General features: G+C 59.2%; 16 protein-coding genes. 8 read left to right on the top strand and 8 right to left on the bottom strand.

Annotation, left to right across the window (positions count from 1 at the left end; genetic code table 11):
- Nucleotides 1–240 precede the first annotated feature (240 nt).
- Together ACXAH3_RS02685 and ACXAH3_RS02680 are read left to right on the top strand one after the other, a co-directional pair.
- Nucleotides 241–1,560, top strand: a complete 1,320-nt coding sequence (locus ACXAH3_RS02685) for a DUF5930 domain-containing protein (RefSeq protein ID WP_474860522.1) — start codon at nucleotides 241–243, stop codon at nucleotides 1,558–1,560.
- Nucleotides 1,550–2,065, top strand: a complete 516-nt coding sequence (locus tag ACXAH3_RS02680) for a bactofilin family protein (RefSeq protein ID WP_474860521.1) — start codon at nucleotides 1,550–1,552, stop codon at nucleotides 2,063–2,065. The genes ACXAH3_RS02685 and ACXAH3_RS02680 overlap by 11 nt, the downstream gene beginning before the upstream one ends.
- A 76-nt stretch (nucleotides 2,066–2,141) precedes the next feature.
- Here the strand turns inward: ACXAH3_RS02680 and ACXAH3_RS02675 are convergent, their stop codons facing one another.
- Nucleotides 2,142–2,930, bottom strand: a complete 789-nt coding sequence (locus tag ACXAH3_RS02675; RefSeq protein WP_474860520.1) for a DUF2189 domain-containing protein — start codon at nucleotides 2,928–2,930, stop codon at nucleotides 2,142–2,144.
- Between the two features lie 254 nt (nucleotides 2,931–3,184).
- Here ACXAH3_RS02675 and ACXAH3_RS02670 point away from each other — a divergent pair, with 254 nt between their 5' ends.
- Nucleotides 3,185–3,979, top strand: coding sequence for a lytic murein transglycosylase (locus ACXAH3_RS02670; RefSeq protein ID WP_474861143.1), 795 nt, complete (start codon nucleotides 3,185–3,187; stop codon nucleotides 3,977–3,979).
- 66 nt (nucleotides 3,980–4,045) lie between these two features.
- Here the strand turns inward: ACXAH3_RS02670 and prfB are convergent, their stop codons facing one another.
- From prfB to ACXAH3_RS02640, 6 genes are all read right to left on the bottom strand, one after another.
- Complete coding sequence (gene prfB / locus ACXAH3_RS02665) at nucleotides 4,046–5,173, bottom strand: peptide chain release factor 2 (RefSeq protein WP_474860519.1); 1,128 nt, start codon at nucleotides 5,171–5,173, stop codon at nucleotides 4,046–4,048.
- A gap of 158 nt (nucleotides 5,174–5,331) precedes the next feature.
- Nucleotides 5,332–6,441, bottom strand: coding sequence for an ABC transporter ATP-binding protein (locus ACXAH3_RS02660; RefSeq protein ID WP_474860518.1), 1,110 nt, complete (start codon nucleotides 6,439–6,441; stop codon nucleotides 5,332–5,334).
- Nucleotides 6,442–6,443: 2 nt separating this feature from the next.
- On the bottom strand, nucleotides 6,444–8,075 hold the full coding sequence (locus ACXAH3_RS02655; RefSeq protein ID WP_474860517.1) for an alpha-glucosidase: 1,632 nt from the start codon (nucleotides 8,073–8,075) through the stop codon (nucleotides 6,444–6,446).
- A gap of 3 nt (nucleotides 8,076–8,078) precedes the next feature.
- The gene (locus tag ACXAH3_RS02650) at nucleotides 8,079–9,215 is read right to left on the bottom strand and encodes a carbohydrate ABC transporter permease (protein ID WP_474861142.1); all 1,137 of its coding nucleotides are present in this window, start codon (nucleotides 9,213–9,215) and stop codon (nucleotides 8,079–8,081) included.
- Complete coding sequence (locus tag ACXAH3_RS02645) at nucleotides 9,212–10,207, bottom strand: carbohydrate ABC transporter permease (protein WP_474860516.1); 996 nt, start codon at nucleotides 10,205–10,207, stop codon at nucleotides 9,212–9,214. The genes ACXAH3_RS02650 and ACXAH3_RS02645 overlap by 4 nt, the downstream gene beginning before the upstream one ends.
- Nucleotides 10,208–10,289: 82 nt before the next feature.
- Entirely contained in the window at nucleotides 10,290–11,642 is a 1,353-nt protein-coding gene (locus ACXAH3_RS02640; RefSeq protein ID WP_474860515.1) for an ABC transporter substrate-binding protein, read from the bottom strand.
- Between the two features lie 261 nt (nucleotides 11,643–11,903).
- Here ACXAH3_RS02640 and ACXAH3_RS02635 point away from each other — a divergent pair, with 261 nt between their 5' ends.
- From ACXAH3_RS02635 to ACXAH3_RS02620, 4 genes are read left to right on the top strand one after another with little or no spacing between them, the layout of a single operon-like run.
- On the top strand, nucleotides 11,904–12,932 hold the full coding sequence (locus tag ACXAH3_RS02635) for a substrate-binding domain-containing protein (protein ID WP_474860514.1): 1,029 nt from the start codon (nucleotides 11,904–11,906) through the stop codon (nucleotides 12,930–12,932).
- Nucleotides 12,933–12,960: 28 nt separating this feature from the next.
- Nucleotides 12,961–14,289 carry a GH1 family beta-glucosidase gene (locus ACXAH3_RS02630; RefSeq protein ID WP_474861141.1) on the top strand — a complete coding sequence of 443 codons (1,329 nt, stop codon included), beginning with the start codon at nucleotides 12,961–12,963 and terminating at the stop codon, nucleotides 14,287–14,289.
- Nucleotides 14,289–15,251, top strand: a complete 963-nt coding sequence (locus tag ACXAH3_RS02625) for a glucokinase (protein WP_474860513.1) — start codon at nucleotides 14,289–14,291, stop codon at nucleotides 15,249–15,251. The genes ACXAH3_RS02630 and ACXAH3_RS02625 overlap by 1 nt, the downstream gene beginning before the upstream one ends.
- 42 nt (nucleotides 15,252–15,293) lie before the next feature.
- A complete protein-coding gene (locus ACXAH3_RS02620) occupies nucleotides 15,294–15,950 on the top strand; it encodes an NnrU family protein (RefSeq protein ID WP_474860512.1) in 657 nt (218 codons plus the stop codon).
- Here the strand turns inward: ACXAH3_RS02620 and ACXAH3_RS02615 are convergent.
- Nucleotides 15,935–16,900 (bottom strand): GlxA family transcriptional regulator, encoded by a 966-nt coding sequence (locus tag ACXAH3_RS02615; RefSeq protein WP_474860511.1) that lies wholly within the window; start codon nucleotides 16,898–16,900, stop codon nucleotides 15,935–15,937. The two genes, ACXAH3_RS02620 and ACXAH3_RS02615, sit on opposite strands and share 16 nt — an antisense overlap.
- An 82-nt stretch (nucleotides 16,901–16,982) precedes the next feature.
- Between ACXAH3_RS02615 and bcoG the strand changes: the two genes are divergently transcribed.
- Nucleotides 16,983–17,894, top strand: coding sequence for a 3-dehydrocarnitine:acetyl-CoA trimethylamine transferase BcoG (gene bcoG, locus ACXAH3_RS02610; RefSeq protein WP_474860510.1), 912 nt, complete (start codon nucleotides 16,983–16,985; stop codon nucleotides 17,892–17,894).
- Nucleotide 17,895 lies beyond the last annotated feature (1 nt).

Here is a 17,895-nt window from a genome sequence, read left to right as displayed (position 1 = left end):
GCCCCGCAAGATCTGACACCAGATATTGTGGGACAGGATTTCCTGACCACATCACACCTGTTCTGATAGCAATAAATCGGCAGAAAATTGCCCGTTTCGCTGCGGCAAGTTGATGAATTCCCCAAATTTTCTTGCGTGCGCGAAGGCTCCACGCTAAGCACCACGGGTCTGTCGGAATGCCTTCAAGAGCATCCAACCGCCACAGACAGGGGAACTAGGGACGACACTGGGAATTGCACATTGCATAACCACTTGATCACCAAGACCAATCATCTGCTCGAGCGGGCTTTCCCCGAGCAGCGACTTTTCCTGAGATCCGAGGACGGAACGCGATTCATTCGACTGTCTCCTCTGACACAAGCACTTGGCTGGACCGGCTCGGCCGCGTTCTTTGCGTGGTCGATTATCGCAACCGCCGTGCTGCTGATGGATTCGATTGGATCGGGCAACCTGCGCGACCAAGCCCAGCGGGACAAACAGCTTTACGAACAGCGCGTTCAAACCCTGTCCGAAGAACGCGACGCCCGCAGCGTCGAGGCGATTGCCGCCCAAGAACGCTTCAATCTGGCGCTTTCGCAGATTTCGGAAATGCAAAGCGAGCTGTTGGCATCTGAAGAACGTCGCCGCGAGCTGGAAACCGGCATTGGCGTCATCCAGTCCACCCTGCGCCGCACCATCGGCGAGCGCGATCAGGCCAAAGGCAGCTTGGAAGAGATGCTGGCCGCAGCGCGTGAAAACGCGGATAGCGCCGCCCCCGGCGCCCCCTCTGCCGCCAGCAACGCAACGCTGGCCTTCATGACCGAGGAACTGGCCCGCACCGCTGCCGAGCGCGACAAGATCGCTGCCAACGCCGCCCAGTCCGAGCAATTCGCCCAAGACATGATGTACGAGGCCCGTCTGCGCGAAGAGCGCAACGACCAGATTTTCCGCCAACTGGAAGACGCGGTGTCAATCTCGCTGGAACCACTGGACAAAATGTTTGCCAAGTCGGGTATGTCTGTAGACAACATTCTTGGGCAGATCCGCCGAGGATACTCGGGTCAGGGTGGCCCGCTGACCCCGCTGATCCTATCGACCAGCGGCGGTGCACCTGACGCCTACACAGAACGCGCTAACCGCATTCTGGGCGAGCTTGACCGCATGAACCTTTATCGCATCGCCGCCCAGAAAATGCCCTTTGGCATGCCTGTGAAGTCGAACTTCCGCTTCACGTCTGGCTTTGGCACCCGCTGGGGCCGGATGCATAATGGCACAGATTTTGCCGCCCCTATCGGAACCCCGGTTTATGCACCGGCAGATGGGGTCGTCATTCACGCCGCATGGTCTTCGGGCTATGGACGGCTTATCAAAATCCAACACGAGTTCGGTATTGAAACCCGTTACGCCCATTTGTCGCGCATGAACGTGCGCAAAGGACAAAGGGTCTCGCGCGGGGAGCGAATTGGTGATATTGGAAACAGTGGACGCTCGACCGGGCCGCATCTTCACTATGAAGTGCGCGTGGGCGGACGTCCGATCAACCCCATGATCTATATCAAGGCAGCACGCGATGTTTTCTAAAAGCAAGATCAACGAGCCCGGCCCGAAAGCCGGCGGACAGGACACAACTGCGGCGGCTCCCGCGGCTGAAAAGCCAGCGATGCCCCCCAAGGCATCAACACCGCCCGTGCCGTCTTCGACCCCGAAAGCCAAGCCGCCCGCATCGACGCTGTCGTCTGACATTGTCATCAAGGGCGACGTCAAATCGACCGGCGACATCATCGTCGAAGGCACCGTAGAAGGCGACATCCGCGCCCACCAACTGACCGTTGGCGAAGGCGCCACCGTACGCGGTGAAGTGATTGGTGATGACGTTGTGATCAACGGCCGCATCATTGGCCGGCTGCGTGGCCTGAAGGTCCGCCTGACCGCGACCGCGCGTGTCGAAGGTGATATTATCCACAAAACCATCGCCATCGAAAGCGGTGCGCATTTCGAAGGCTCGGTTCAACGTCAAGACGACCCGCTTTCGGGTGCCTCGAAAAAGGTTCAGACCGCGGCCCCTGCCCCGGCCGAGAAAGCCTAAGCCAGAGCTTATTTGGACATACCAATGCAAAGGCCGCCCCGTGGGCGGCCTTTTTTTGTTGCAAGTCTTGCAGCGATCAATCGTCGAACGACATGACCTTGCGATACAGGTGCCAGGTTGCATGACCCAGTATGGGCAACGCGATGAAAAGGCCAAAGAACAAAGGAAGCATCGCCAGCACCAGCAGAACCGCGATCAGCGCGCCCCATATCAACATCGGGACAAAATTCTGCACCACCGACTGAAACGAATAAATCATGGCCGAGATGAAATCCATCTCGCGGTCTAAGAGCATCGGAAGGCTGCACACGGTCAGGGCAAAGGCCACGAAAGCCATGATGCCGCCAACCACGCTGCCCACGGCCAGCATCGTAATTCCGTTTCTGCTCAGCAGCGCATCCTGCCAGTTCGAGGTGATGTTGGTCATAGGGTGCAACCCCATGAAAAGCATAAAGACGATATGCGCCACGAAGATCCAGAACAGAAAGCCCATGATCAGCACCATCGCAATCGATGGAAACTGCCGGTCTTTCTGATTAAACACCACGCCCAAGATCTGTGGCCAGTCCAGCGGCGCTCCGGCCTCTAACCGACGGCTGACCTCGTACATGCCAACGGCCAGAAAGGGCGCAAGGAACGGGAAGCCGAAGGCGACAGGAATGATCGAATAGCTTTGATCTATCACCTTGAGTTGAAGAAACAGAACAATCCCGCCCAGCACGAAAAACAGTGCAAAGAACAGCCCGAACGCGGGTGCGGTTTTGAAGTCCTGAATTCCTGACTTTAGGGCTGACAGCACATCCGAGACGGAAATGGATTGGATATTTGGCGGCGGCGAGGCCTCCAATTGGGTTGCGTCAGACATATCTCCTCCGTGCACGTTATTGTTTTTCTTTTCGCGCGCAGGCCGAGTGTTGCGGGTCATTTGGCATCCGTCAAGTTTCTGAATGTGTTAAGGAATGCAGCCGACGAACATCTGGGCCAGAAATTCGCGTCTGCCCCATGACGAGAATGAACAAAAGCTTGACCCGGATACCGCGAACGCGCTTTCGTAGGGATGGCTTCAAGGGCGCTGCGCCCCGTGCCGTTTTGTGTGACAGGAATTTCGACATGCTATTTATGAAAAAGTTCATCGCCATTGGATGTACCATCTGCCTAACTTCGGGCGCTGCCATGGCTGCTAATTGCAGCAATACCTCGGCCGGGTTTGACGCGTGGAAAGCCAGCTTCGCGAAAGAGGCGCAGAAGGCGGGCGTGGGGAAACGCGGGCTTCAGGCGTTGGCCTCGGCCAAGTATTCGTCCGCCACAATCAGCGCGGATCGCAACCAAAAGTCTTTCCGCTATTCCCTGTCCAAATTCATGCAGATCCGAGGGTCCGCCACGATCGAAGCGCAGGGGCGCAAGCGACTGGCGCAGAACCCGAAATTCTATCAGTCGCTTGAGAAAGCATACGGAGTGCCCGCCGGCGTTCTGCTGGCCATCCACGGGATGGAGACCGGGTTTGGCGGCTTCATGGGCAACACGCCGGTTGTGTCCGCAATCACCACGCTGGCCTTCGATTGCCGCCGCTCGGACTTCTTCAAACCCCACGCCATCGGTGCTTTGAAACTGGTGGATCAGGGCACAATCACCGGCAACACGCGCGGCGCAAAACATGGCGAGCTGGGGCACACTCAGTTCCTGCCCGGAAACGCCTATAAATACGGCGTCGATGCCTCGGGCGATGGGCGCGTGGATCTGTATAATCTGGCGGACGCGATGGCGACCACGGCGAATTTTCTACGCAAGAAAGGCTGGAAGCCTGGCAAAGGTTATCAGCAAGGACAGCCGAATTTCCGCGTGATTAAGGAATGGAACGCGGCGACGGTTTATCAGCAGGCCATCGCGATTATGGCGGCGAAGATCGACGGCTAACAGCTTGAAAAACAAAGCCCCGGCCAGAGATCCTGACCGGGGCTTTTTACCGTCTTTCGGGCGGGATTATTCGTCCGTGTTGGCTTCGGCCCGCGATTTCCCGGCCACATCTTGCGCCAGAACCGACGCCATGAACGCGTTCAAATCGCCGTCCAGCACGCCCTTGGTGTCAGAGGTCTCGTGCCCCGTGCGCAGGTCTTTCACCATCTGATAAGGCTGCAACACATAGGACCGGATCTGGTTGCCCCAGCCTGCATCACCCTTGTTTTCATGCGCCTCGTTGATGGCGGCATTCCGACGATCCAGTTCCATTTGATACAGGCGCGATTTCAGCGCTTTCATGGCGATGTCGCGGTTTTGGTGCTGCGATTTCACCGAGCTGGTCGTAACGATGCCCGTTGGAATGTGCGTGATCCGGACCGCCGAGTCCGTCGTGTTTACGTGCTGGCCGCCCGCGCCCGAGGACCGGTAGGTATCGATGCGAATATCGGACGGGTTCACCTCGATCTCGATATTGTCGTCGACCACGGGATAGACCCAGACCGAGCTGAACGAGGTGTGCCGCTTGGCCGCGGAATCATATGGCGAAATCCGCACCAGACGGTGCACACCGCTTTCCGATTTCAGCCAGCCATAGGCGTTGTGGCCTGAGATTTTGTAAGACGCGGACTTGATCCCCGCCTCTTCGCCCGCGCTTTCCGACTGAAGCTCGACCTTATAGCCCTGCTTTTCAGCCCAGCGGACATACATCCGCGCCAGCATCGACGCCCAGTCACAGCTTTCCGTCCCGCCCGCGCCCGAGTTGATCTCGAGGAACGTGTCATTGCTGTCCGCCTCGCCGTCCAGCAGCGCTTCCAGCTCGGCGGCGGCGGCTTTCTTGACCAGAGCAGCCAAAGCGGCCTCGGCCTCGGCAACGACTTCGTCGTCTTCTTCCATTTCGCCCAGTTCGATCAGGTCAATGTTGTCCTGCATGTCCTGCGCCATGGCCTTGTAACCATTGACGGAATCCAACAGAGACTGACGTTCGCGCATCAGCTTCTGCGCCCGGTCGGGATCGTTCCACAGGTCAGGGTCCTCGGTCATCGCGTTGAATTCCTCCAACCGATGTTCCGCCGTTTCCCAACCGATCCGCTGCCGCAAAAGCGCCAAGGATTTCTCGATTGCATCAACGTTGTTCTGAGCCTCTGCCCGCATGGGTTCGTTCCCTGTCCGAAATCTCGTCCCCCGCAATAGCAACCGGGGCGCGGATGGGCAAGCGCGGATGGGGGCGCTGCCTTGCATTTGAAAGGGTCGCAGAGCATCCTCTGCGACCCTTTGGCCATGTGAGTGGTGTGGGAGAGGTTGGCCAGTCCTCAGGTTCGCATCGTCACGCCATCCGCGAAAATTTGCAGCTTCGACGGTTCCGCCGTCAGGCGCACATTCTGGCCCTTCAGCCCATCATGAATGCCGGGCAGTTTGGCGATCAGGTGGGTCTGGTTGGCGCTGTCTGCGCCCTCGCCCACGGACATTTTCGCAGGAAGATACAGAAGCGAAACCTCGCCCAAGGCTTCGACAATCTCGACCTCGCCTTCGAAGATCGCGTCATCCTCGGCAATCACGAAATCCTCGGGGCGGACGCCTAGATTGACCACGCGGCCCATGTCGGCCTCGGTCGTGGCGATCTGGGTCGTGGCCACACCGCCGGCGTCCAGAGTGACCTGCGTGTTCGCGCCAGTGGCGGTGATTTTGCCAGGCAGAAGGTTCATCGCAGGCGAGCCGATGAATTGTGCCACGAACTCGGTCCGGGGACGTTCGTAAAGTTCCAGCGGGCTGCCCACCTGCGCGATGCCCTTGTTGGCCAGAACCACGATACGGTCGGCCAGCGTCATCGCCTCGACCTGATCATGGGTCACATAGATCATGGTACTGTCGGGCATCGCCTCTTTCAGCTGCGCGATCTCGATCCGGGTTGCGACACGCAGGGCTGCATCCAAGTTCGAAAGCGGCTCATCAAACAGATAGACCTTGGGATCGCGCACAATCGCGCGGCCAATGGCGACGCGCTGCCGTTGCCCGCCGGAAAGCGCCTTTGGCAGGCGATCCAGATATGGCCCAAGCTGCAATGCACTGGCGGCTTTGTCGACGGCGGCGTCAATCTCGGCCTTTGATTTCTTCGCGATGTTCAGCGCAAACGCCATATTATCGCGCACCGTCATATGCGGATAGAGCGCGTAGGATTGGAACACCATCGCAATGCCGCGTTGGCTGGGGGGGACGTCATTGACGACCTGCCCGTCGATTTCCAAAGTGCCGTCGGTGATCTTCTCGAGCCCAGCAATCATCCGCAGAAGCGTCGACTTCCCGCAGCCAGACGGCCCGACGAAGACGATCAGCTCGCCCGTTTGGATGTCCAAATTGATGTCGTTCAGGACATTCACATTACCATAGCTTTTAACAACATCTGTTAGCTTCAGATCAGCCATGGCTATACCTCTTCTTTCATAATCCGAGCGCCCCAAGCGGGGATGCCGGCTGTGTCATCGCCGATCAGCATTTGCCAGTCACCGCCGAGACGGTCCGCGATGATCGGGGTGTTGCCAAGATTGAACTGACATAGGATCCGTTCGTCCCCGTGCTGGCGTTCAAACTGCAAAAGCGGCCCATCCGACAGAAGATCCAGCATCTCGCCCTTAGCAAGCGCGGGATGGGCGCGGCGCAGAGCGATGACGTCGCGATAGTGATGGATCAACGCGTCACTCTGGGCCTCGGCCTGATCGACCGCCAAGGGCAAGTGATCCTCGGCCACAGGCAACCACGTGTCAGCGTTGGACGAGAACCCCCCTTGCGGCGCGGTGCTGTCCCACACCATCGGCGTGCGGCAGCCGTCACGGCCTTTGAATTCGGGCCAGAACTCAATGCCATAGGGGTCTTGAAGGTCTTCGAACGCGACTTCGGCCTCGGCCAGACCCAGCTCTTCGCCTTGATAGATACAGGCCGAGCCACGCAAGGACATCAGAAGCGTGATGAACAGGCGTTGCGCCTGATCGGACAGCTCCCAGCGGGTGGCGTGGCGGGCGACATCGTGGTTCGAATAAGCCCAGCAGGCCCAGCCGTCCGGCGCGACATCGGCCACTTTGTTCATGAGATCGGCGATAAAACCCGCATCAGGTTGATCGCCCGACAACAGCTCGAACGCATAGCACATCTGCACCAGATCATCGCCACGGGTGTAGTCGCCCATGATTTCCAGACCGCGTTGGGCATCCCCCACTTCGCCCACTGCCGCAGCGCCATAAGGCTCCATCACCGCGCGCAGTTTGCGCAGGAAGTCCAGCGTTTCGGGCCGGTTCTTGTCATAGAGATGTTCTTGGTGGTTATAGGGGTTCACCGCGGGCGCAATCGTGCTGTTGCGATCCTCGGGCGCAAGCGGTGGGTTGTCGCGCAGTTGGGCGTCGTGGGTGTAGAAATTGATCGTGTCCAGGCGGAACCCGTCTACGCCGCGCTCAAGCCAGAACCGCGCCACGTCCAGCAGCGCCTCTTGCACTTGGGGTTCGTGGAAGTTCAGATCAGGCTGCGAGGTCAGGAAGTTGTGCATGTAATATTGCTGCCGCTTCCCGTTCCACTGCCACGCCGAACCGCCGAAGATCGACAGCCAGTTGGTCGGCGCGGTGCCATCGGGTTTCGGCTCGGCCCAGACATACCAGTTGGCTTTGTCGTTCTCGCGATCCTGACGGCTTTCCTGAAACCATGCGTGCTGGTCTGACGTGTGGCTGAGCACCAAGTCGATCATCACTTTCAGCCCAAGCCCATGGGCCGCGCTGATCAGCTGGTCGAACGCATCCAGAGTGCCGAACATCGGGTCCACGTCGCAGTAATCCGACACGTCATAGCCGAAATCCTTCATCGGGGACTTGAAGAACGGAGAAATCCAAACTGCATCCACGCCCAGCGACGCGATATGTGGCAGACGGCGCGTAATCCCTGCAAGATCCCCCACCCCATCGCCATTATCGTCCTGATAACTGCGCGGATAGATCTGATAGATCACCGCGCCGCGCCACCAATCGGTGTCCTTGGTCAGGTGTCTCATATCTTGTTGAGAAACGGTTGCGTTCATGTGTCAGCCCCCTTTGACGGAACCGGCCAGCAGGCCGCGCACGAGATAGCGTTGGAGTGAGAAGAAAACGAAGATTGGCACCGCGATGGACACGAAGGCCGAGGCCGCAAGGATTTCCCAATCCCCCCCGCGCGAGCCCAGAAGCTCCACGATGCGACCGGTCATGACCAGCTCGTCCTCGCCGGTGCCAAGGAAGACTTTGGCGACCAGAAGGTCGTTCCAAACCCACAGAAATTGGAAGATCGCGAAAGAGGCCAGCGCCGGGAAGGAAAGCGGCAGAATAATACGACGGAAGATCTGGAAATCTGTGGCCCCGTCCACGCGGGCGCTTTCGATGATCTCGCCCGGCAGGCCCACCATATAGTTTCGCAATAGAAAGACCGCCAAGGGCAATCCGAATCCCGTATGCGCAAGCCAGATGCCCAGATAGCCTTTGCCCAGCCCGACCCCGTTATGCAGCTTTAGAAGCGGGATGAAGGCGACTTGAAGCGGTACGACCAGCAGGCCTACCACGGCTGCGACCAGAAGTGCGCGGCCCGGCATCTCCATCCACGCAAGCGCATAGGCGGCGAAGGCGGCGACCAGCACGGGAATGATGGTGGCAGGGATGGTCACGGTCAGCGTGTTCATCAGCGACTGCCCCATGCCCTCGGCAAAAAGCACCTCGCGGTAATTGTCCAAGGTAAAGCCCGGTGGCGTTTCGGCCCGCACGAACAGGCGCTGGCCCCGGCTTCCACTGGGTTCTTCCGCATATTCAATGCGATAGGTCCCATCCGCCTGCACGGTGATCTTATGCCCACGCGCGTGGGTTGCGGTGTCGCCGGGCGCGAAGGCCTCCGGCTCCTTTGAGGTGATACCAAAGGCCGTGACACTCACGCCCTGCCCTGCCAGCACCTGCCCTTCAAGCACCCAGATGTCGCCTTCCAGCTTCGCCTCGCCGGGCGCCAAGGCGCGTTCGATCACGTTCTTCTCAGACGCCGACAAAGCCGTCCACCAGCCCGAGGTCGAAATCGCGTCCCGATCCCGAAACGAGCTGATCAAAAGCCCCACCGTCGGGATGATCCACAACAGCACCAGCGCGGCTGCCGACAGATTGACCGCCCATGTCAGGCGGGATTTGCCCCCTGCCATATCCATCAGCGTGTCTCCTTATGAGCGTTGTAGATGTTCCAGACCATGACCGGCGTGACCAGAAGCATGATCACCACAACAATGGCCGATCCGCGCCCGAAATCAGGCGTGCCGCGGAACATCCAGTCATACATGAGATTGGCCAGAACCTGCGTGCCCCATTGGCCGTTGGTCATGGCAAAGACGATGTCAAAGACCTTCAGGACGGTCACTGTAATGGTCGTCCAGACCACCGCAATCGTGCCCCAGATCTGAGGGATTTTGATCTTGAAAAAGACCTGAAGCGGGCTTGCGCCGTCCAGATACGCGGCCTCGATCGTTTCTTCGCTGATGCCTTTCAGGGCAGCTGACAGGATCACCATGGCAAAGCCCGTCTGTATCCAGATCAGGATCGCCATCAGGAAGAAATTGTTCCAAAACGGCAGCGTGATCCACGCTTGTGGCTCGCCGCCAAACGCCTGAACCAGCGCGTTCAGAAGGCCGATCTGCTCGCCCTGACCCGCGCCGCGATAGTCATAGATGAACTTCCAGATCACCGCCGCTCCGACGAAGCTGATCGCCATGGGCATGAAGATCAGACTTTGCGCCGCCTGCCCCCATTTGATGCGGTCGGTCAGACCGGCGGCCACCAGACCAAAGAAGGTCGAGGCGGCGGGCACAACAAGAAGCCAAAGCAGGTTGTTTACAAGGCTTTCGCGGAACTTCTCGTCCCCGGCCAGCCATGTGTAGTTGCCCGCGCCAATAAACTCGCCCTTCGTATCACGCAGCGAGAGCAGAAAGGTCGAGACCACGGGATAAAGCAGATAGATCGACAGGATCGCCAGCGCCGGGAAGACGAACAGCCAAGGGCGGATGGCATTCGCCCGGTTGATGTTCCGTCCAGCGTTCGGACCCTTTGCGGGCAACAGCCGATCCAGAATGATGTTCGAGAAATAAAAATAGGCGACACATCCAAAGACACCGATGATGATCGTGGATAGCGCGAAGATGGCTTGTTGCATGTCCCCTCCCTCCAACCGATGGGCAATCGGCTTGGATGTCCCCGGCGGATATATCCGCCAAGGACGTGCTTATCAGTTCATCTTACTTGATCGAGTCCCAAGTAGACTGGATCGACGCTGCAACCTCGGCGGCATCCTTGCCACCCGCATAGTCAACCATGCCGGTCCAGAAAACACCCGCGCCAACCGCGCCCGGCATCAGGTCTGACCCGTCGAAACGGAAGGTGTCTGCATTCAGCAATATGTCGTTCATCTTGGCCACAGTCGGGTCAGTATAGACACCGCTGTTCACGCCCTTATGCGGGGTCAAGAAGCCAGTTTGCGCCATCCAAACCTCGTGTGCGATGGGGGATTTCAGGAAATCCATAAAGGCCTGCGCGCCTTTGCTGTCAGACGTGATCGCCCAGACGGTGCCAGCGCCCAAGACGGGCTTGCCCAGATCCTTGCCTTCATAGGCCGGGAAATAGAAGAAATCTGCGTCCACACCCACTTCGGTGCCTTCCGGGAAGAAGCTGGGAATGAAGCTGGCCTGACGGTGCATGTAACACTGCGGAGGCGACGCGAACATGCCTTGCGGGCTGTCGCGGAAGTCGGTGGTGGCAACAGCCCCCGCCCCGCCCGAGACATAGGCGTCATTGCGGGCAAACGCGCCAAACTCTTCGATCGCGGCGACCACTTTGGGGTCATCGAACTTCAGATCATTGGACACCCAAGCGTCATAGTCGGCAGGCGTCTGCGTGCGCAGCATCATGTCTTCGACCCAATCCGTCGCAGGCCAACCCGTTGCCCCACCTGATCCCAGACCGATGCACCACGGCACGCCGCCATCCGCCACGATCTGATCTGTCAACGCCTTCAGCTCTTCCATCGTCTGCGGCACGTCATAGCCCGCATCTTCGAAGTTTTCAGGCACGTACCAGACCAAAGATTTCAGATCGACTTTATAGAAGAACCCGTAATGTGCCGGCGTTCCGTCTTTCCCATCATAGGTTCCCAGATCAACCCAGCTTTGCCCGGCGGCATAGTTTTCGCGAACCCAGTCGTCAGAGCCAGCCGGCAAGGCCGCCAAAAACCCTTTCGACGCCATATCAGCCGCAAGGCCCGGCTGCGGGAAGACAGCGATATTGGGCGCGCTGCCGGCTTCGGCATCAATTACGATCTGTTGCTCGAAGCTGTCCGAGCCAGAGTATTGTACATCCGCGCCAGTTGCGGTTTCAAAATAGTGGATAACACTTTCCACCAGTTCTTTGTCTGGGCCAAGCCATGGGCCAAGGACGGTGATTACCTCGCCTGACAGGTCCATAGACTTTAGCGCTTCAAAGCTATCCCAGGTGAACGCGCCTTCGCCTGGCGCAAATTTCAGATGATCATCTGCAAAACCTGCACCAGCCGACAAGGCCAGCGCCGCGGCGCTTGCGTAAAACACGTTCTTCATAATGTCCTCCCACGACATTTCATCGGTTTCGATGATGTTTCACCGAACTAAGCCGGTGCGCCCGAGGGGTTACAGAAAATCCCCAAAGCGCTTTGAATAACCAACAGTCGCCCCTAAAGCGATTCCTGTCAACAGGTGTGTTAGCGCCACCATTTTGATGTTTTTTACCTTTACATCTCAGCAAACGCAGGAATAGCTTAGGGCACAGCATTATTGGTTTCCGACCAAAATCGACACCCAAAACGCTTTGGATAACCCGCTATGACACTCAAGGAACTCTCTGATCTGCTCGGTCTTTCCCCGACAACGGTCAGCCGTGCCTTGAACGGCTATCCCGAAGTATCCGAAGCTACACGCAAGAAGGTCGCCGCCGCCGCCCGCGCCCATGGATACGCCCCCAATACCCGCGCCCGCGCGCTGGCCACGGGTCGTGCCATGGCCATCGGGCACGTAATTCCCATCAGCGCCAAGCACGAGATGGTAAACCCAGTTTTTGCGGATTTCACTGCTGGCGCAGGCGAGGTGTATTCCCGAAATGGCTTTGACATGCTGATGTCGGTTGTGTCCGATGATGACGAGGAACAGGCCTATCGCAGCTTTGCCACCAAGCGGAATGTGGACGGGTTGATCATCCACGCGCCCAGCCTGAATGATGCGCGTATTCCCCTTCTGAACGATCTGGGCCTTCCTTACGTGGTGCATGGGCGAAGCACCAACGCCACCGCCCCTTACGCATGGGTCGACGTGAACAACACACGCGCTTTTCAGCGTGCGACCGAGCTGTTGTTGGATCTGGGACACCAACGTATCGCACTTTTGAACGGGCTGGAGCATATGGACTTTGCCGCCCGCCGCCGTGCAGGGTACGAGGCCGCTCTAACCTCGCGCAGTATCGCCCCGGATCCCTCCTTGATGTTTTCTGGCGAGATGACCGAAGCACAGGGTCACGACCTGACCCGCACCCTTTTGGCGCGTCCAGCCCCCCCCACCGCGATCCTTGCCAGCTCGATCATCATGGCCATTGGCGTGCGTCGCGGGATCGAGGAAATGGGCCTGACCATGGGGCGCGACGTGTCGTTAATCACCTATGACGACGACCTGAGTTACTTCCGAAACGGCGCAGATATCCCTGTCTTTACCGCCACCCGTTCCTCGGTCCGCGAGGCGGGACGGCGCGCTTCACAGATGCTGATCGACATCATCAACGGCAAGGACAGCCCGACCGAAATCCTGCTTGAAGCCGAGCTGACTTTGGGAATGTCAACCGGCCCCGCGCGCCGTGATCCCTAATCAATCCCTCACCCAAGGTAACTTGATGATGCTGCCACATCGCTCTGACTTTCCAGCCGAATTCCTGTTCGGCGCCGCAACCTCGGCCTATCAAATTGAAGGCCACGCCCAAGGGGGTGCCGGGCGCACCCATTGGGACGATTTCGCGGCCACTCCTGGCAATGTGGTGGGGGCGGAAAACGGAGCCATCGCCTGCGATCATCTGAACCGGCTGGACAAGGATTTGGACCTGTTGAAGGATGCAGGCTTCGACGTCTACCGCTTCTCGACCAGTTGGGCCCGCGTGTTGCCCGAGGGGCGCGGCACGCCCAATGCCACGGGGCTGGACTTCTATGACCGCTTGGTCGACGGGCTGTTAGAGCGCGGGATCAAACCCGCCGCGACGCTCTATCACTGGGAACTTCCTTCGCCCCTGTCTGACCTTGGTGGCTGGCGCAATCGTGATATTGCCAGTTGGTTCGCGGATTATACCGAGGTTCTCATGTCCCGGATCGGAGACCGCGTCTGGTCCGCCGCCCCCATCAACGAACCTTGGTGTGTGTCGTGGCTGTCGCATTTCGAAGGGGCCCACGCGCCCGGTCTGCGTGACATCCGCGCCACCGCCCGCGCCATGCATCACGTGCTGCTGGCCCACGGGCGCGCCACGCAGGTCATGCGCGGGCTGGGCATGAAGAACCTTGGCGCGGTCTGCAATATGGAGTTCGCAGCCCCTGCAAGCGAAATCGATGGGGCACGACAAGCTGCAAAGGTGCAGGATGCGATCTATAATCGCTTCTTCATTTCCGGCATCACCAAAGGCTGCTACCCGGACGAGGTATTGGACGGTCTTGGCACGCATCTGCCGGAGGGTTGGCAGGATGATTTCGATACGATCACCCAGCCACTCGATTGGATCGGGCTGAATTACTATACCCGCAAGCTCTATGACCCCGCCCCCGAGGGCACCCCTTGGCCCGCCACGGTCGAGGTCGAAGGTCCCCTGCCCAAAACCGCGATGGGTTGGGAGGTCTATCCCGAAGGCCTGTCACATTTTCTGATCATGGTGCAGCGCGAATACACCGGCGACTTGCCGATCTATGTGACCGAAAACGGGATGGCCGGGCAAACGGAACTGACGGGCGATCCACTGTCCGACCCTGATCGCATCTCATATTTGGCTGCTCATCTGGAACAAGTACAGGCTGCATTGGCGCAAGGTTTACCGGTGAAAGGCTATTTCATCTGGTCGCTTTTAGACAATTACGAATGGGCGCTGGGATATGCGCCACGATTTGGTCTGCTACATGTGGACTGGAAGACGCTAAACCGCTATCCGAAGGCATCGTTTGACGCTGTCAAAGAGGCTTTGAAACGCTGATGCCCCACCACACGATCGTCGCGGATGTCGGCGGCACAAACACGCGCGTTGCCATCGCGCAAAACGGACAAGTTTTGCCCGATAGCGTTCGTAAGTTCCCCAATGCGGACCACGCCAGCCTGACCGAGATCCTGTCGACTTACTGCGACCAGCACGCTGATGTGCCGCTGGAACAAGTGGCTGTCGCCATTGCCGGTCCCGTGCGCGATGGCGCCGGGCGATTGACGAATCTGGACTGGACCATCGACGGCGTGTCTTTGACCGAAGCAACAGGCGCACAGGATGCACATGTGCTGAACGACCTTCAGGCGCAGGCCCATGCGGTCGGCTCTATCGCCCCCACAAATATCGAGGTGATACGCCCGGGCCAATCCGCCAGCCCCGAGGCTGCGCATCTTGTCGTTGGCATCGGCACCGGGTTCAACTCGGCCGTGGCCTATCAAGCGCCGGGCGGACGGCTGGTGCCCCCTGCCGAAAGCGGTCACGCCACCCTGCCCGTCAGCAATGCGGAACAGCTTGTCTTCGCGGACTATATCCGCACCCGTTTCGGTCATGCCGCCATCGAAGACGCGCTGTCCGGGCGCGGTCTTGGACATTGCCACGATTGGCTGCGCCACAAGGCGGGCCAGCCCGTTGGCGCGACCTCGGCGCAGGTGTTTAACGCCGCAGCGGGCGGGGATGCCATAGCGAAAGAGGCCATTGACCTGTTCGCAAAATTCCTTGGCACCGTACTGGGTGATCTGGCCCTGACCACCCTGCCCTTTGGCGGCATCTATCTGGTGGGCGGCATGTCACGCGCCATCACCCCATGGCTGGATCAGACCGGGTTCGAAGCGGCATGGCAGGACAAGGGGCGCTTTGGGCCATTTCTGGATCAGTTCCCCATCCGCCTTGTGACTGACGACTATGCGGCATTGACAGGCTGTGCCTGTTTTCTGGAAGAATTCCGCATCACGCACTAAGCGCTCTGCTGGCTAAGACACCCCAAGCAAGGACAAGCAAACATGGCGGGATGGATACTCTATACCCTTGCGATCATTTTGTTTTTCCTGACGCATTCGATCCCAGTGCGACCTACCAACAAGGCGTGGATCGTAGCCCGCATCGGTGCGCGCGGGTTCACGCTTGCCTATTCGGCGCTGTCCATCGCCGCCCTTGGCATTGTGATCTACGCCGCAAACCACGCGCCAATCGTGCAGCTTTGGCCGTGGGCGCCGTGGCGAAACCACGTGACACTTCTTGCAATGGCACTGGCGACAATTATCGCAGCCCTCGCCATCGCCCGTCCCAATCCGCTGTCCTTCGGCGGGCGCAACAATCACCTGTATGATCCGCTTGCCCCCGGCATCATAGGTTGGATGCGCCACCCGCTTTTGGTGGTACTGCTGATCTGGGCCGTGGGGCATCTTCTGCCCAATGGCAACCTTGCCCATGTGATCCTGTTTGGCATTTTCGCAGGGTTTTCTGCCCTTGGGATGAGGATCATCGACCGGCGACAAAAACGTGTTTTGGGGGCCGCGGAATGGCAACAGCTGGCAAACACCACGCGGCAGTTTCGCCCCAGCCTGAACGGGCTGTTTCGGGTGGCAATCGGCCTTGCCGCCTATGCGGCTTTGATCGCCCTGCATGGCCCCATCATCGGCGCCTACCCGCTGCCGTAACCTATGCCGCGATCTAGAAACGCACGGGGCGGCGCTCCGTATTCCTCGCGAAAGGCGCGGGCGAAGGCGCTGGCGTCCGCGTATCCACAGCGAAGCGCGACCTCGGCCACTGCCAGCCCGCCCTCTTGCAACATCCTCTTGCCTGCATCCAGCCTGAGCCGTCGATAGACCTTCTGCGGCGACGCGCCAAAAAGCTTGCGAAACCGCTGTTCAAGATCGCGCTGACGACAACCCGCCCGGCGGGCCAGTTCCGGCATCGGCAAAGGCGTTTCGATGTTCGCGGCCATTTCCGACAGACAACGATCCGCCCGCCGATCCCCACCCAAACGCGACACCGTGCGCGGCTGGCTGGGCATGCCCGACATAAACATTTGCCCGATTTCCAGCACCAAAGCCGCGCCGTGATCTTGCCCAATCAACTCGCAAGACAGATCGAAGCCAGCCATCGCGCCGCCGCAAGTGATCCGATCGCCATCCTCGACCCAACGCATCCGCTCGACCTCGATATTCGGGAAGCGCTCGGCGAAAATGTCGCTTAGATCAAAGTGGATGGTGGCCCGCCGCCCGTCCAACAGCCCCGCCTGAGCCAGCAACCAACTGCCCGTGTCGATGCTGCCCACACGCCCATGCTGACGTGAAAGCCCGCGCAACATGGCGCTTACCGCAGGGGTCGCCAGATCCTTCTGACCGTAGCTTGAGATCACGAACAGCAGGTCCCCCCGCCCCATATCCTTGCGCGATATTGTGGGCATCACCGGCAATCCACTGGAAGACGTGACCGGCCCGTCATCGGGGGTGATAATCTCCCACCGATAGGCAGGTCTGCCCAACAGGGAATTGGCCGCGCGAAACGGCTCCATCAGGTTGGCAAGCCCGTGGTTCGAAAACTGCTGGAACGCCAGAAAGGTAATTTGCCGCGTCGCAGCGGTTGAATTTGACCAATTTCGCATAGTATCTACTAACTTCGCACATTGCTCAGCGTCAATTCCCCCTGTGATGAACATGTGAATTTCCGCATCAGGAGGGACCAGGATGCCGCTTCAAATGAACCGCGAGGTTTTCATCACCGCCGCCGTGACCGGATCGGGCGGCACGCAGGATCGTTCGCCCCATGTGCCGCGCAGCCCTAAACAGATCGCCGACAGCGCCATTGACGCCGCGAAAGCAGGCGCCGCTATTGTCCACTGCCACGTGCGCGACCCGGAAACGGGCGCCCCTGCCCGCGACCTAAAGCTCTATCGTGAAGTCACTGACCGCATCCGCGACGCCGAGGTCGACGTGGTGCTGAACCTGACCGCCGGGATGGGCGGCGACATCGTCTTTGGCTCTCCCGACGCGCCCTTCCCTGTAAACGCGGCTGGCACCGACATGATCGGGGCCGAGGAACGCGTGGCCCACGTGGCCGAATGCCTGCCCGAGATCTGCACGCTGGATTGCGGCACGATGAATTTCGCAGAAGCGGACTATGTCATGACCAACACTCCCGGCATGTTGGAAGCCATGGGCCGCATGATGACCGAGCTTGGCGTCAAGCCCGAGATTGAAGCCTTCGATACCGGTCACCTGTGGCACGCGAAAACCCTAGTGGAACAAGGCGTTTTGGACAGTCCCGCGCTGGTTCAGCTGTGTATGGGCGTGCCGTGGGGCGCGCCGAATGACCTGAACTCCTTCATGGCGATGGTGAACAATGTGCCGTCCGATTGGACATGGTCGGGTTTCTCGCTTGGCCGCGATCAGATGGCCTATGTCGCCGCTGCGGTGCTGGCGGGCGGCAATGTGCGCGTCGGTCTGGAAGACAATCTGTGGCTCGAGAAAGGCGTGCTGGCGACCAATGCACAACTGGTTGAACGCTCGGTCACCATCATCGAAAACATGGGCGCACGCGTAATTGGCCCTACTGAGGTGCGCGAGAAACTGGGGCTGACAAAACGTGCCCCGGTCTAAG

This window comes from Aliiroseovarius sp. ABM4_368, assembly GCF_056161205.1.
Note: the sequence above shows the minus strand (reverse complement) of the source record. Positions and strands in the feature narration are given on the sequence as shown.

Coding starts and splice junctions, on each gene's coding strand:
- ACXAH3_RS02680 (WP_474860521.1), top strand. CDS start 1,550: ATGTTTTCTAAAAGCAAGATCAACGAGCCCGGCCCGAAAGCCGGCGGA.
- ACXAH3_RS02675 (WP_474860520.1), bottom strand. CDS start 2,930: ATGTCTGACGCAACCCAATTGGAGGCCTCGCCGCCGCCAAATATCCAA.
- ACXAH3_RS02670 (WP_474861143.1), top strand. CDS start 3,185: ATGAAAAAGTTCATCGCCATTGGATGTACCATCTGCCTAACTTCGGGC.
- prfB (WP_474860519.1), bottom strand. CDS start 5,173: ATGCGGGCAGAGGCTCAGAACAACGTTGATGCAATCGAGAAATCCTTG.
- ACXAH3_RS02660 (WP_474860518.1), bottom strand. CDS start 6,441: ATGGCTGATCTGAAGCTAACAGATGTTGTTAAAAGCTATGGTAATGTG.
- ACXAH3_RS02655 (WP_474860517.1), bottom strand. CDS start 8,075: ATGAACGCAACCGTTTCTCAACAAGATATGAGACACCTGACCAAGGAC.
- ACXAH3_RS02645 (WP_474860516.1), bottom strand. CDS start 10,207: ATGCAACAAGCCATCTTCGCGCTATCCACGATCATCATCGGTGTCTTT.
- ACXAH3_RS02640 (WP_474860515.1), bottom strand. CDS start 11,642: ATGAAGAACGTGTTTTACGCAAGCGCCGCGGCGCTGGCCTTGTCGGCT.
- ACXAH3_RS02635 (WP_474860514.1), top strand. CDS start 11,904: ATGACACTCAAGGAACTCTCTGATCTGCTCGGTCTTTCCCCGACAACG.
- ACXAH3_RS02630 (WP_474861141.1), top strand. CDS start 12,961: ATGCTGCCACATCGCTCTGACTTTCCAGCCGAATTCCTGTTCGGCGCC.
- ACXAH3_RS02625 (WP_474860513.1), top strand. CDS start 14,289: ATGCCCCACCACACGATCGTCGCGGATGTCGGCGGCACAAACACGCGC.
- ACXAH3_RS02620 (WP_474860512.1), top strand. CDS start 15,294: ATGGCGGGATGGATACTCTATACCCTTGCGATCATTTTGTTTTTCCTG.
- ACXAH3_RS02615 (WP_474860511.1), bottom strand. CDS start 16,900: ATGCGAAATTGGTCAAATTCAACCGCTGCGACGCGGCAAATTACCTTT.
- bcoG (WP_474860510.1), top strand. CDS start 16,983: ATGCCGCTTCAAATGAACCGCGAGGTTTTCATCACCGCCGCCGTGACC.